14 protein-coding genes are annotated in these 12,941 nt (G+C 57.3%); 2 read left to right on the forward strand and 12 right to left on the reverse strand.

All coding sequences use genetic code 11. The features are described 5' to 3' along the window. The first annotated feature begins 120 nt into the window (after positions 1 to 120). Entirely contained in the window at positions 121 to 849 is a 729-nt protein-coding gene (locus tag EAW52_RS26770) for a methyl-accepting chemotaxis protein (protein ID WP_372238908.1), read from the forward strand. 58 nt (positions 850 to 907) lie between these two features. Here the strand turns inward: EAW52_RS26770 and EAW52_RS06605 are convergent, their stop codons facing one another. Continuing rightward, entirely contained in the window at positions 908 to 1,507 is a 600-nt protein-coding gene (locus EAW52_RS06605; protein WP_122041856.1) for an NUDIX domain-containing protein, read from the reverse strand. Positions 1,508 to 1,742: 235 nt separating this feature from the next. Between EAW52_RS06605 and EAW52_RS06610 the strand changes: the two genes are divergently transcribed. Then, a complete protein-coding gene (locus tag EAW52_RS06610) occupies positions 1,743 to 2,552 on the forward strand; it encodes a DsbA family protein (RefSeq protein ID WP_122041857.1) in 810 nt (269 codons plus the stop codon). A 71-nt stretch (positions 2,553 to 2,623) separates the two neighbouring features. Here EAW52_RS06610 and ureC read toward each other — a convergent pair whose 3' ends face one another. From ureC to urtA, 11 genes are all read right to left on the reverse strand, one after another. After that, positions 2,624 to 4,324, reverse strand: a complete 1,701-nt coding sequence (ureC, locus tag EAW52_RS06615; protein ID WP_122041858.1) for an urease subunit alpha — start codon at positions 4,322 to 4,324, stop codon at positions 2,624 to 2,626. 185 nt (positions 4,325 to 4,509) lie between these two features. Then, the gene (locus EAW52_RS06620) at positions 4,510 to 4,815 is read right to left on the reverse strand and encodes an urease subunit beta (RefSeq protein WP_010795442.1); all 306 of its coding nucleotides are present in this window, start codon (positions 4,813 to 4,815) and stop codon (positions 4,510 to 4,512) included. After that, the gene (locus EAW52_RS06625; protein ID WP_122041859.1) at positions 4,812 to 5,348 is read right to left on the reverse strand and encodes a GNAT family N-acetyltransferase; all 537 of its coding nucleotides are present in this window, start codon (positions 5,346 to 5,348) and stop codon (positions 4,812 to 4,814) included. Before EAW52_RS06625 ends, EAW52_RS06620 begins: the two co-directional genes overlap by 4 nt. Continuing rightward, a complete protein-coding gene (locus EAW52_RS06630; RefSeq protein ID WP_010795440.1) occupies positions 5,341 to 5,853 on the reverse strand; it encodes a GNAT family N-acetyltransferase in 513 nt (170 codons plus the stop codon). The genes EAW52_RS06625 and EAW52_RS06630 overlap by 8 nt, the downstream gene beginning before the upstream one ends. A gap of 7 nt (positions 5,854 to 5,860) precedes the next feature. After that, a complete protein-coding gene (locus EAW52_RS06635) occupies positions 5,861 to 6,163 on the reverse strand; it encodes an urease subunit gamma (RefSeq protein WP_010795439.1) in 303 nt (100 codons plus the stop codon). Beyond that, complete coding sequence (locus EAW52_RS06640; protein ID WP_122041860.1) at positions 6,163 to 7,002, reverse strand: urease accessory protein UreD; 840 nt, start codon at positions 7,000 to 7,002, stop codon at positions 6,163 to 6,165. Before EAW52_RS06640 ends, EAW52_RS06635 begins: the two co-directional genes overlap by 1 nt. Before the next feature lie 91 nt (positions 7,003 to 7,093). Then, positions 7,094 to 7,792 (reverse strand): urea ABC transporter ATP-binding subunit UrtE, encoded by a 699-nt coding sequence (urtE, locus tag EAW52_RS06645; protein WP_122041861.1) that lies wholly within the window; start codon positions 7,790 to 7,792, stop codon positions 7,094 to 7,096. 99 nt (positions 7,793 to 7,891) lie between these two features. Beyond that, positions 7,892 to 8,725: an urea ABC transporter ATP-binding protein UrtD gene (urtD, locus tag EAW52_RS06650; RefSeq protein ID WP_122041862.1), complete on the reverse strand. Its 834-nt coding sequence runs from the start codon at positions 8,723 to 8,725 to the stop codon at positions 7,892 to 7,894. Next, on the reverse strand, positions 8,722 to 9,801 hold the full coding sequence (gene urtC / locus EAW52_RS06655) for an urea ABC transporter permease subunit UrtC (protein WP_122041863.1): 1,080 nt from the start codon (positions 9,799 to 9,801) through the stop codon (positions 8,722 to 8,724). The genes urtD and urtC overlap by 4 nt, the downstream gene beginning before the upstream one ends. Then, positions 9,798 to 11,372 (reverse strand): urea ABC transporter permease subunit UrtB, encoded by a 1,575-nt coding sequence (gene urtB, locus EAW52_RS06660; protein WP_122041864.1) that lies wholly within the window; start codon positions 11,370 to 11,372, stop codon positions 9,798 to 9,800. The genes urtC and urtB overlap by 4 nt, the downstream gene beginning before the upstream one ends. Positions 11,373 to 11,480: 108 nt before the next feature. Beyond that, positions 11,481 to 12,755: an urea ABC transporter substrate-binding protein gene (gene urtA / locus EAW52_RS06665; RefSeq protein WP_122041865.1), complete on the reverse strand. Its 1,275-nt coding sequence runs from the start codon at positions 12,753 to 12,755 to the stop codon at positions 11,481 to 11,483. Positions 12,756 to 12,941: the final 186 nt, after the last annotated feature.

The following is a 12,941-nucleotide window of genomic DNA, read 5'->3' on the forward strand; positions in this document are numbered from 1 at the left end:
CGCGAGCTGATCGGTAATGCCCTGCATACCAGCGAGCAGCTTCGGCAGAATGTGGTCCAGGTTGCCCAGGTAGTGGATAGCACATCGACGCGAGCGACCCAGCAGCAGCATATGACTGACATGGTGGCTACCGCTGTGCATGAAATGGGGCTGACCGTGCAAGAGATCGCACGCAATGCCGGCGCTGCAGCTGAGGTCTCTTGCAGCACTCAAGAAGAGGCGGTATCCGCTAAGCAGGTGGTTGGGCAATCTATCCAGTATGTCCAAGGGATGTCGGCCGATATTGAGGAGGCGGCAAGCGCTGTAGGTGCCCTGGCTCAACAGGTCGATACCATTGATGAGGTTTTGCTGGTAATTCGTAGTATTTCCGACCAGACAAATTTGCTGGCGCTCAATGCAGCCATTGAGGCAGCACGTGCAGGGGAAATGGGGCGTGGATTTGCCGTGGTGGCTGATGAGGTTCGTACCTTGGCTGGCCGTACCCAAAGCGCGACCTCTGAAATTCAGCGCATGATTGGTGAACTCAAAGGGCGTGCTGACGAGGCCGTTGCCTCCATACGTGCCGGACAATCGGCTACTGAAACGGGCGTAGAGGCCAGCAGACAAACAGGCCGATCATTAGATGCCATTGCTGCGCATGTCGAAGAGCTTACGGATAGAAACCATCAGGTGGCGACCGCTACTGAAGAGCAAAGCTCAGTAACGGAAGAGATCAACCGAAACGTTCAGGGTATCGCTGATCTTGCTCAAACAACGGTCAAGGATGTGAATGCCTGTCGTGCGGATTGTCAGGAACTGTCTCTTATGGCCGATCACTTGGCCACGCAAATGGCACGGTTCCGCCTGTAAGGAACCGCGTTGGGGCGAGTGGGCTTAGTAAGCTTACTCGCCCGAAAAATGACTGACATTACGCTACAGGTTTATCGAATACGTGTAACGCTGCGTGATAGAGCAGGGTGATGGTCTTCATGTCTTTTATCTGCCCCCGCCTGACCAAACCTAGCGCTTCATCGAAAGGCATTTCTAATACCTCGATGTCCTCACCTTCTCCTTCCAGACCACCACCGTCTTCCTTGCGGTTACTTGACTCGTATTCAGCCGTGAAAAAAGAGAGCTTTTCCGTCACGGAGCCGGGGGTTGAATAGGCTTCAAACAGTGGCGTGACATTCTGGATGTCATAGCCGGTCTCTTCACGTATCTCTTCCTTAATACGTTTCTCAGGAGACGCCTTATCAAGCTTGCCGGCTGGTGTTTCGAGCAACATGCCGTCCGCTACGCCATTGACGAAGGCAGGAAAGCGAAATTGCCGGGTGAGCACAACGGTCCGCTGCGCCCGGTTATAGAGGAGCACGGTAGTGCTGTCGCCTGCATCGTAGGTTTCCCGGGTCAGCTGTTGCCACTGACCGTTACGGCGACGGTAGTCGAAGGTGTTTTTTTTGAGTACGGAGAAGCCTTCGGAGAGCACTTCGCTCTTGACTATCCGGATGAAGTCAGCTTGATCAGTCATTTACATTTACCTCGCTAAAACCATTCGGACTCTCATTCATGGCAAACGTCAGTTGAAGGCGACCAGCTGCCCCAAGGCATTCTGCTGGATTGCCCTCAGGTGTGCCGAATGCCTCAGGTTTGTGCCTGTTCAATTCAACCTGTTTTTGTAAAGGCCTCGGCATGCGGTACGATCATGAGCTTTCCGCCCACCGGCGGAGTGCTATTTCCCCTCGTTCATAGCCAAGGAACCACAGATGCAGAATTTCAAAGGTCGGACGCTGCGTGCCAAATCAGCTCTTGCAGCATTGGTTCTGGCCTGCGCTCCCTTTGCCCACGCCGATAGCAGTGTTGGCGGTTTCAATGCCAGCCAGCAGGATGCGATTGGCAAGATCGCCGCGGATTATCTGATCAAGCACCCTGAGGTGCTGGTTCAGGTCAGCCAGGCGTTGCAGCAGAAACAACAGGAAGAGCAGATCAGTCAGCTGACCGTGGGTGCCGTAGCTTCCGCCGATGCCTTGCTCAACGATGCCAAGACGCCTGCCGTAGGGCCGAAAGATGCCAAGGTGGCGATCGTCGAGTTTTTCGATTACCAGTGCATCTATTGCTATCACATGTCCGAGACGGTCGAAGGACTGATCAAGGCGAATCCTAATGTTCGCTTCGTCTTCAAGGAGTTCCCGGTCTTTGGTGCTCGCTGGCCGGCCTCCATCCTGGCGGCGGAAGCCGGTCAGTATGTGTATGCGAAGAAGGGTGGTGAGGCTTACCTGAAATACCATAACGGTCTGTTTGCAACCGGCAAGAACGAGGGCAAACTGACCGAGCAGGACGTGGAGAAGGCTCTGAAAGCCGTTGATCTGAAGCTGGCCGATGTCAAGGCTGACGCGAAGACGCTAGAGTCCCAGATCCAGGCCAACATGGACCTAGGCAGCAAGATGCAGATCCAGGGTACGCCTACGTTCGTAGTCATGCCGACCAAGGGCGCAACCGCAGACAACGTGACCGTTATTCCCGGCGCGACCGATACGGAAAACCTGCAGAAGGCCATCGACGCCGCCAGCAAGTAATTCCGTTTCTCTAAGGCAGCGTTACCGCTCAGAAGCGGTAACGCTGCCTTGGGTCTTCCGCAAGACCCTGATCAAAACAGAAAATACCGCTGCGCCATTGGCAGGACTTCTGCCGGTTCGCACCACAACAACTGCCCGTCTGCTTTCACCTGATAGTTCTGTGGATCGACCTCGATGGTTGGCAGATAGCCGTTATGGATCAGGTCAGTCTTTTTTACCGTACGGCAGCCTTTCACGACACCGATCTGCTTCTTGAGCCCTAACTGGGCAGGTATACCGGCGTCAAAAGCAGCTTGGCTGATAAAGGTCAGGCTCGTGGCGTGACGCGCACCGGCGTAGCTTGCGAACATGGGGCGATAGTGAACCGGTTGTGGCGTAGGGATAGACGCGTTGGCATCGCCCAGGAGGCTCGCCGCAATGGCACCGCCTTTTAGGATCAATGAGGGTTTCACGCCAAAGAAGGCCGGGCGCCACAAGACCAGGTCCGCCCATTTACCCACTTCGATGGAGCCCACTTCATGGCTGACACCATGGGTAATGGCTGGGTTGATGGTGTACTTGGCAATATAGCGTTTGGCGCGGAAATTATCGTTGTCGGGGCCGTCTTCAGGCAGGGCGCCACGCTGCTTCTTCATCTTGTCGGCGGTTTGCCAGGTACGGGTTATGACCTCGCCTACCCGGCCCATGGCCTGGCTGTCAGAGCTGATCATTGAAAACGCGCCCAGGTCATGGAGGATATCCTCGGCAGCAATGGTCTCACGACGGATACGGCTCTCGGCGAAGGCTACGTCTTCAGCGATGCTTGGGTCGAGGTGATGGCAGACCATAAGCATGTCCAGGTGCTCATCAATGGTGTTCTTGGTAAACGGCCGGGTTGGATTGGTGGAACTGGGCAACACATTGGGAAAACCACAGGCTTTGATGATATCCGGCGCGTGTCCACCACCTGCACCTTCGGTGTGATAGGTGTGAATGGTGCGGTCTTTGAACGCGCCCAGGGTCGTCTCGACGAAGCCAGACTCATTCAGCGTATCGGTATGGATTGCAACCTGGATATCGTACTGGTCAGCCACTGCAAGGCAGTTGTCGATAGCTGCCGGTGTCGTGCCCCAGTCCTCATGCAACTTAAGGCCAATAGCACCAGCCTTGATCTGCTCTATTAGCGGTTCGGGGACGCTCACATTGCCTTTGCCGGTAAAACCGATGTTCATCGGGAAGGCATCTGCTGCCTGCAGCATGCGCGCCATATGCCAGGGGCCGGGCGTTACGGTAGTCGCATTGGTGCCTGTCGCTGGGCCTGTGCCTCCGCCGATCATGGTAGTCACACCACTCATGAGGGCCTCTTCGATCTGCTGCGGACAGATGAAGTGAATGTGACTATCGATGCCGCCTGCTGTAAGGATCATGCCTTCTCCGGCGATGACCTCTGTTGCGCCACCAATAGCAATCGTTACTCCCGGCTGGATGTCCGGGTTGCCTGCCTTGCCGATGGCTGCAATACGGCCATTCTTGAGGCCGACATCCGCCTTCACGATTCCCCAGTGGTCAAGAATCAGCGCATTGGTGATCACCGTGTCGACCACGTCGGCTGCGCAGCGCTGACTCTGGCCCATGCCGTCGCGGATGACCTTGCCGCCCCCGAACTTGACCTCTTCACCGTAAACGGTGTGATCGTGCTCGACCTCAATCCACAGGTCCGTATCCGCCAGACGCACCTTGTCGCCCGTAGTGGGACCGAACATGTCGGCATAGGCTTGGCGTGAAATCTTCATATCACTCATCCTGATCGTGTAGGGAAGGGGGGCGCAGCGCCGGTCCCGTTCTGTGTTTCGGGTGTGGGTTGGTAGGGGGTATTACTGCCTTCAGGCGGCGCGCCTTGACCATCCTGGCAATGGGATGGAAGGTGCGAAGCAATACCCATCATCAAGACTGATATTCATTGCATCGGAGCTGCGCGTTATAAATGGCCCATCACACGGCCAGCAAAGCCATACACGATACGGTCGCCTGCCAGCTCCACCAGCTCTATATCGCGTGACTGACCCGGCTCGAAGCGTACTGCCGTACCCGCCGGAATGTTCAGGCGCATGCCACGGGCCTGCTCACGGTCAAAGGCGAGGGCATCGTTGGTTTCGAAGAAGTGATAGTGAGAGCCGACCTGGACAGGGCGATCCCCCGTGTTGGCTACCGTCAGGCTCAAGGTTCGACGACCGGCATTGAGTTCTATATCGCCGTCTTTGATCTGGTATTCGCCAGGGATCATGAGAGGCTCCTGAGCTGCTTGTAGTAAAGGGCGGTCGGGTGATAGGTACCGTCGGGACTCGCGGCATAGTCCGGGATTTCCCCGACACGCTGATATCCTAGGTATTGATAGAGCTGTTCGGCGCCTGAACCCGCCAGCGTATCGAGGTAGAGCAGGGTGCGCCCCATGTCCAATGCAGCGCTTTCCAGCGTGATCATCAGCCGATGTGCGATGCCGTGCCGCCGAGCGCCACGTAGTACCATCAACTTTTGTACTTCGGCGCGCTTGAGGCCATTGCGTTTGGTCGCTGGCGCCAGTTGCACGTTACCGGCCACCGTCCGATCGGGTAATAGCGCAACCCAGAGATGAAGGCTGCCATCCGCTATGCCCTGTTTAACGCTATCCAGATATGCGTCAACTTCGGCATCGCTCAGATCCGATAGAAATCCGATCGAGGCGCCGCCTGCAACACAATCACGCAAAAGGGCGCCTAAGCCCTGCCTATAGTGCTGAAATGTTTCTGCATCGATGCGTTCAAGGGTGACGTCAACCATGATGGGACTCCAGCTTGAGTTGCATGAAGGTCAGGTCCAGCCATCGATCGAACTTGCGGCCCACTTCTGGCATCTGGCCTGTCGTTACGAAACCCAGTCGCTCATGCAGGCGGATCGACGCGGTATTACCGCTCTCGATAGCCGCCACCATCATGTGTAGATTGGCGTTGCGGGCATATTCGATCAGGGCCTTCATCAGCATGGGGCCGATGCCCTGACCCCGTTGATCGCTGCGAACGTATACCGAATGCTCGACGGTATGACGGAAACCCTCAATGGTTCGCCAGGTGCCATAACTGGCATAGCCGACTACCTCACCGGCAGCATCACGGGCAACCAGTACGGGAAACCCCTGAGCCGTACGGTCTGCCAGCCAGGTACGGCGGTTGGCTAGATCGACCAGGGTCTCGTTCCAGATCGCCGTGGTGTTTTCCACGGCGTCGTTGTAGATGGCCAGAATGCCAGGCAGATCGGATTCGTGGGCAGGAGCGATAGAGCACGTCATAACAGCCTCAGGCAATCGGTTGGTGTACGGTTACAAGCTTGGTCCCGTCAGGAAAGGTAGCTTCCACCTGGATGTCTGGAATCATTTCCGGAACCCCTTCCATGACCTGTTCGCGGGTAAGCAGCGTGGTGCCGTAGTGCATCAGCTCGGCTACCGTCTGGCCGTCCCGGGCGCCTTCGAGCAGGGCGGCCGATATGAAAGCCATGGCCTCGGGATAATTGAGCTTGAGGCCTCTGGCTAGACGCCGCTCAGCCACAAGACCGGCAGTGAAAATCAATAGCTTGTCTTTTTCGCGAGGTGTCAAATCCATCAGGTGCTCCAGATGCGGGGAGGGGCGGCGCGGCGGCCCAGCAGGGCAGGGCGTAACAGCGTCCAGAGTTCGATCAGCCAGGCACGTGCCGCCAACGCCTCATGGGCAAGACAACGAGCTACCAGCAGGCCAGGGAGTTGTGAGAGATCGCCACGGCCCTGGCACGGCAGGGCGCGGCAGGCCTGTAGCAGGGATTCGTCAATATCGCCGGTCACGATCAGCGTGGCGAAGACAGGATATCCGGCGAGTCCAATAGGCGATTCCAGTAAACGGTCGCCTCCGGCAATGCGCTGACGCTCATGCCATAGCAGATGGCCGTCGCGGTAGATGTCCAGATGAGACTGGAAGTGTCCTGTAGCAAAGCGCTCTTGGCTGGCGGGGCGACCCAGGGCAACCATGTCCCAGTAAAAAAGGCGGGCGTCACCTTCAAGATTGATACGAGTAGCCAGCTCGGCCTGCGCACCCGAGAAGACAATGGTTTCTTGAGGTAGCCACTCCAGCGTGGCGCCGGGCTCGACGGCGAGTGTGAGACACTGATGAGCCGGGCCTGTCGCGCGATACCACTTGGCGGCACCCGGACTGGTCAGTTGCGCCCAGGCCTGCTCACCGACACGAGCATTGATTGCCAGGCGATCTCCGCCGGCAATACCGCCAGGTGGGTGAACAATGATGTGCTGGCACACCTCCGGTCCCTCCGCGTGCAAATGCTTCTGCACCCGCAGCGGACCGGCATGCCGCCGCATGACTGGACGAGTCCAGTCACCCTGGCGTGAATAGGCCAATTCCAGCTCGGCCTGCCAGGCAGGGGTAAATAGGGCGGATGTAATTGGTGCGTTCATCGGCTCTTATCTGTTTTGGTTTACCGTCAGCATCATTACGCTGAACTGACGGGATCATGGCATGCCGCCTGGGTGCTCTGGCAAGCGGTTTTCAAATGGCGACCAGACCGCGTACGCCGTCGGCCTCCATCTGTGTACCCTGGCCGCGCTGGATGATTTCCCCACGAGACATCACAAGATAGTGATCGGCCAATTCGGCGGCAAAATCATAGAATTGCTCCACCAGCAGGATGGCCATGTCGCCCTTGGCCGCCAAACGCTTGATGACTGTACCGATTTCCTTGATGACTGAGGGCTGAATGCCTTCAGTGGGCTCATCAAGAATCAGCAGGCGCGGTTGGCTGGCCAGGGCGCGGCCAATGGCGAGCTGTTGCTGCTGACCGCCAGAGAGGTCTCCCCCTCGACGATGCTTCATCTGCTTGAGGACAGGGAACAGCTCATAGATAAAATCAGGGACTTCCTTGGCTTGTCCGGCCGGAAAGCGAGACAGGCCCATCAGCAAATTTTCCTCTACGGTAAGCCTAGGGAAAATCTCACGACCCTGCGGTACATAGGCGACACCGGCATGAATCCGCTGGTGTGGCTTGAGCGAAGTAATCACATTGCCTTCCCAGGTCACGCTTCCCTGTTTTGAGGGGATGAGACCCATCAGACACTTGAGCAGCGTTGTCTTGCCAACGCCGTTTCGGCCCAGCAGACACGTGACTTCGCCAATTCTTGCCTCAAAGGACAGACCGCGCAGGATGTGGCTACCACCGTAATACTGATGAAGTTCGTTAACCTGAAGCATCGTTGTTCCTTATGGACGCATGAGCGAGAAGGGCGATACCTACTCATCAATTGCCAGCTGCACAGCATTGCTGGGCTTGATCCACGCTATGGGGCGCTCTCATCGACCTAGATAGACCTCGATGACCTGCTCATTGGCCTGTACTTCGGCAAGCGAGCCCTCTGCCAGAACACGCCCTTGGTGCAGCACGGTGACATGGTCAGCGATGGTGTCGACAAAGCCCATGTCATGCTCCACCACCATGAGCGAATGCTTGCGAGCCAGCGACTTGAACAGCTCCGCTGTAAACTCGGTTTCGGCATCTGTCATACCGGCTACCGGCTCGTCCAGCAGGAGTAACTGGGGCTCCTGCGTCAGTAGCATGCCGATTTCCAGGAACTGCTTTTGTCCATGGGAGAGCAACCCGGCCGGTCGATGACGCGATTCGCTCAGGCGGATCGTGGTCAGGATGTCTTCGAGTCGCTCCTTCTGCTCACCACTAAGCGTTGTTCGCAAGCTGGCCCAGACAGACTTGTCGGCCTTTTGTGCCAACTCCAGGTTTTCATACACGGTAAGCGCTTCGAATACCGTAGGCTTCTGAAACTTCCGACCGATGCCTGCCTGAGCGATTTGCACCTCGCTCATCTGAGTCAGGTCCAGGGTTTCGCCAAAGTAGGCCTTGCCAGTATCGGGACGGGTCTTGCCGGTGATGACGTCCATCAGGGTCGTCTTGCCGGCACCATTGGGCCCGATAATGCAGCGCAGCTCACCGACACCGATGTAAAGCGTCAGGTCATTTAGCGCCTTGAATCCATCGAAGCTGACACTGATGTCCTCTAGCGTAAGAATCGTGCCGTGGCGGGTGTCGAGACCGCCTGTAACACGGTGGCCAAGACCGCTCGATTCGCTGCCTAGGGAGGCATCGAGCAGTTCAGGTACAGGAGCGGCTTTCATAGGTCTTTATCCTTACGGATCAGTCCGATCACGCCCTTGGGAAGATAGAGGGTCACTACGATGAACAGCAGGCCCAGAAAGAACTGCCAGTACTCGGGAAAGGCAACGGTGAACCAGCTCTTGGCACCATTGACGATGCCCGCACCAATAATCGGGCCAATCAGCGTACCGCGGCCGCCCAGAGCCACCCAGATGGCAGCCTCGATGGAATTGGTCGGAGCCATTTCGCTCGGGTTGATGATGCCCACCTGAGGTACGTACAGCGCACCCGCCAGACCACAAAGCACCGCCGACAGCGTCCAGACGAACAGTTTGAAGCCGCGTGGATCGTAGCCGCAGAACATGACGCGGTTCTCCGCATCGCGGATGGCGGTAAGAATGCGGCCGAATTTACTGCGTGCGAGTTGCCAGCCCAGGAGCAGACTGCCTACAAGCAGGGCGACTGTCAGCAGGAAAAGCATGGCACGTATGCCCGGTGAGGCGATCGGGAAGCCGAGCAGGGTAGTGAAGCCGGTAAATCCGTTATTGCCTCCAAAACCAGTCTCGTTGCGAAAGAACAACAGCATGCCGGCAAAGGTTAGCGCCTGCGTCATGATCGAGAAGTACACGCCTTTAATGCGTGAGCGGAAGGCAAAAAAACCGAATACAAAGGCAAGGACGCCCGGCGCAAGTACGACCAGGCACAGCGCCCACAAGAAGTGCTGCGTACCCGCCCAGAACCAGGGGATTTCCGTCCAGGACAGAAACGACATGAAGGCCGGGACGCCTTCTCCGGCAGACTGGCGTACCAGGTACATGCCCATCGCGTAGCCGCCCAGGGCGAAGAACAGGCCGTGGCCGAGCGACAGCAGTCCGGCGTATCCCCAGACCAGGTCCAGAGCAAGCGCCACGATGGCATAGCAGAGAATCTTGCCTACCAGTGTTAGGGTATAAGCCGACACCTGTAATGGGTTGTCGGCCGGTAGCAAGGAGAGAAGCGGCAAGGCAAGCAGGCCAACCAGGGCTAATCCGCCAAGGGCCAGGGTCCAGCGCGGGCCGGCTTTTTGCGCAAGCGTAATGGTCAGGGGCTGGTTCAATCGATAACCCTCCCTTTGAGAGCGAAGAGGCCTTGGGGGCGCTTCTGGATAAACAGGATGATCAGCGCGAGGATCAGGATCTTGCCCAGTACTGCGCCGATCTGTGGTTCGAGAATCTTGTTGGCAATGCCCAGGCCGAACGCAGCCATGACGCTTCCAGCCAGCTGGCCAACCCCGCCAAGCACCACGACCAGAAAGGAGTCGATAATGTAGCCCTGACCCAGGTCAGGTCCGACGTTGCCAACCTGCGACAGCGCCACGCCACCCAGGCCGGCAATACCCGAGCCCAGGCCAAATGCCAGCATGTCGATGCGCCCGGTCGGCACGCCGCAGCAGGCTGCCATGTTGCGGTTCTGCGTCACGGCGCGGATATTCAAGCCTAGCCGGGTCATATTGAGCAGACTCCAGGTGAGAACCAGAACCGCAATTACAAAACCAATGATGATCAGCCGGTTATATGGCAGCAGCAGATTCGGCAAGACCTGGATACCGCCCGAGAGCCATGCCGGATTTGCCACTTCCACGTTTTGGGCCCCGAACACGACGCGCACCAGCTGGATCAGCATCAGGCTGATGCCCCAGGTTGCCAGCAGGGTTTCAAGCGGGCGGCCGTACAGATGGCGGATCACGGTACGTTCCAGTGCCATGCCAATGACCGCCGTGATAAGAAATGCCACAGGCAGAGCCAGCAGTGGATAAAACGCGAGCCAATCGGGCGCCAGACGCTGGAATAGCAGTTGAACCACGTACGTGGAGTAGGCGCCCAGCATCAGCATCTCGCCATGGGCCATATTGATCACACCCAGCAGTCCGTACGTGATGGCAAGGCCCAAGGCTGCCAATAGCAGAATCGAGCCCAGGGAAAGGCCGGTAAAGGCCTGTCCAAGCAGATCACCGATCAGCAGGCGACGTTCCACCTGTTGCAGACTGGTTGCTGCGGCCTTGCGTACATTGGCGTCGGTCTCGTTGGCGGGATTGGTCAGCGCCTGCAGGCGCGTGCGTGCCTGGGGCTCACCGGTGTCGCCCAGCAGGCGCACCGCAGCCAAACGCACGGCAGGATCAGGATCGGTCAACTGTAGGTTGGCCAGGGTAAGGCTCAACGCCTGTTTGACGTCTTCATCTGCCTCGATATGCAGGCGCTGTTCGAGCAGCGTACGCTGTTCTGGCTTGGCTTCCTGCCGTAATGCCTGTGCAGCGTGCAGACGTGCCGAAGCATCGTCGGACAGGAGCTGGTGGCTCGCCAGGGCATTGCTGATCAAGACCCGGAGCCGGTTGTTCAAGCGGAAGCTTTTCGGCGTGCCGACAGGCGCTACTGTAGAGTCACCTTCTGCGGCATGCAGTGTATTGCCGTCCTTGTAGAACACGTGCTTTTCATCGTCGATAACTACGGTGTTGTCCTGCAGGGCTTGTAGAAAAGGTAAGCGGTCAGGGCTGGGCTCAGCCGACCAGGCTTGTAGTAGCTTGATCTGTTCGGCGCTGCTGGCGGCGGCGAAATCACTGGCCGGGCCGGCGCAGGCCAAGCCGGTAGCGCTCAGCAGCAAGGCAGTCAATAAAAAGGAAACCAGGCGCATGTTTTCTCTCGTGTGTGCAGGGGCTGCACCCTCGGGCGCTTCGTGGCGAAGCAGACACTGGCAAGCGAAAGGCTCGCCAGTGCCCGCGACGCGTTATCAACTCATGCGTTAAAACGTACCCTTGACTGGATGATCCGGTTTCTTGTCATTGCCGGTGATATAAGGGCTCCAGGGCTGTGCGCGGATGGGACCTTCAGTTTGCCAGACCACACTGAACTGACCGTCATCCTGGATCTCGCCGATCATGACCGGCTTATGGAGGTGATGATTGGTCTTGTCCATGGTCAGGGTATAACCCGAAGGCGCCTGGAAGCGTTGATCCGCCAGCGCATCACGCACCTTGTCCACATCGGTCGACTTGGCCTTCTCGACGGCCTGCGCCCACATGTGGATACCTACGTAGGTCGCTTCCATCGGGTCATTGGTGACAGCTGTAGCGGCGTTGGGAAGGTTATGGGCCTTGGCATAGGCCTTCCAGTCAGATAAGAATTTCTGGTTGACCGGATTCTCGACGGACTGGAAGTAGTTCCAGGCTGCCAGATGACCGACCAGTGGCGCCGTGTCGATACCACGCAGCTCTTCCTCACCCACCGAGAAAGCCACTACCGGTACGTCTGTTGCCTTCAACCCCTGGTTGGCCAGTTCCTTGTAAAAGGGCACGTTGGAATCGCCGTTGATGGTCGAGACCACAGCGGTCTTGCCGCCGGCAGAGAACTTTTTGATATTGGCAACGATGGTCTGATAGTCACTATGACCAAAGGGGGTATAGACCTCTTCGATATCTTTGTCGTCTACGCCCTTGCTATGCAGGAACGCGCGGAGGATCTTGTTTGTGGTACGAGGATAGACGTAATCGGTGCCCAGCAGGAAAAAACGCTTGGCGGCACCGCCATCCTCGCTCATCAGGTATTCCACTGCCGGAATGGCCTGCTGATTGGGCGCTGCGCCGGTATAGAACACATTGGGCGACATTTCCTCGCCCTCATACTGAACGGGGTAAAACAACATGCCGTTCAGCTCTTCAAAAACCGGTAGTACGGATTTGCGAGAGACGGAGGTCCAGCAGCCGAATACCACGGCTACCTTGTCCTGAGTCAGTAATTGGCGTGCTTTTTCTGCAAACAATGGCCAGTTGGAAGCAGGGTCAACCACCACAGGCTCAAGCTTTTTACCGTTTACGCCGCCCTTGGCATTGATTTCATCAATGGTCATTAGCGCCATGTCTTTGAGCGATGTTTCGGAGATCGCCATGGTGCCGGACAGGGAGTGCAGAATACCGACCTTGATGGTGTCGGCGGCGTGCGCAGCGCTGAAAGGGAAAAGTCCGCTGAACAGCAGGGCGCTAGCGGCCAACGTTGTCTTGAGTAGGGGACGGCGCTTCATGCATGGCTCCTGGATGATCGTGCTCGATTGTGGGTAAGCCTTTTCGGCTTTAATCGATGCATTTCACTATCCATGCCAAACTGCCACAGCCTTTGATTTGACTAGGCTTTCATGCTTAAAGGCTGGCGGCGTAGTAGACGTGCTGCCTTCTTTTGGTGCTCTGGGTAAATACGAAAAACCAGGCGG

Source organism: Pseudomonas sp. LTJR-52 (genome assembly GCF_003691465.1).
GTDB lineage: Bacteria > Pseudomonadota > Gammaproteobacteria > Pseudomonadales > Pseudomonadaceae > Chryseomonas > Chryseomonas luteola.

Coding starts and splice junctions, on each gene's coding strand:
- EAW52_RS26770 (WP_372238908.1), top strand. CDS start 121: ATGGTGGCTACCGCTGTGCATGAAATGGGGCTGACCGTGCAAGAGATC.
- EAW52_RS06605 (WP_122041856.1), bottom strand. CDS start 1,507: ATGACTGATCAAGCTGACTTCATCCGGATAGTCAAGAGCGAAGTGCTC.
- EAW52_RS06610 (WP_122041857.1), top strand. CDS start 1,743: ATGCAGAATTTCAAAGGTCGGACGCTGCGTGCCAAATCAGCTCTTGCA.
- ureC (WP_122041858.1), bottom strand. CDS start 4,324: ATGAAGATTTCACGCCAAGCCTATGCCGACATGTTCGGTCCCACTACG.
- EAW52_RS06620 (WP_010795442.1), bottom strand. CDS start 4,815: ATGATCCCTGGCGAATACCAGATCAAAGACGGCGATATAGAACTCAAT.
- EAW52_RS06625 (WP_122041859.1), bottom strand. CDS start 5,348: ATGGTTGACGTCACCCTTGAACGCATCGATGCAGAAACATTTCAGCAC.
- EAW52_RS06630 (WP_010795440.1), bottom strand. CDS start 5,853: ATGACGTGCTCTATCGCTCCTGCCCACGAATCCGATCTGCCTGGCATT.
- EAW52_RS06635 (WP_010795439.1), bottom strand. CDS start 6,163: ATGGATTTGACACCTCGCGAAAAAGACAAGCTATTGATTTTCACTGCC.
- EAW52_RS06640 (WP_122041860.1), bottom strand. CDS start 7,002: ATGAACGCACCAATTACATCCGCCCTATTTACCCCTGCCTGGCAGGCC.
- urtE (WP_122041861.1), bottom strand. CDS start 7,792: ATGCTTCAGGTTAACGAACTTCATCAGTATTACGGTGGTAGCCACATC.
- urtD (WP_122041862.1), bottom strand. CDS start 8,725: ATGAAAGCCGCTCCTGTACCTGAACTGCTCGATGCCTCCCTAGGCAGC.
- urtB (WP_122041864.1), bottom strand. CDS start 11,372: ATGCGCCTGGTTTCCTTTTTATTGACTGCCTTGCTGCTGAGCGCTACC.
- urtA (WP_122041865.1), bottom strand. CDS start 12,755: ATGAAGCGCCGTCCCCTACTCAAGACAACGTTGGCCGCTAGCGCCCTG.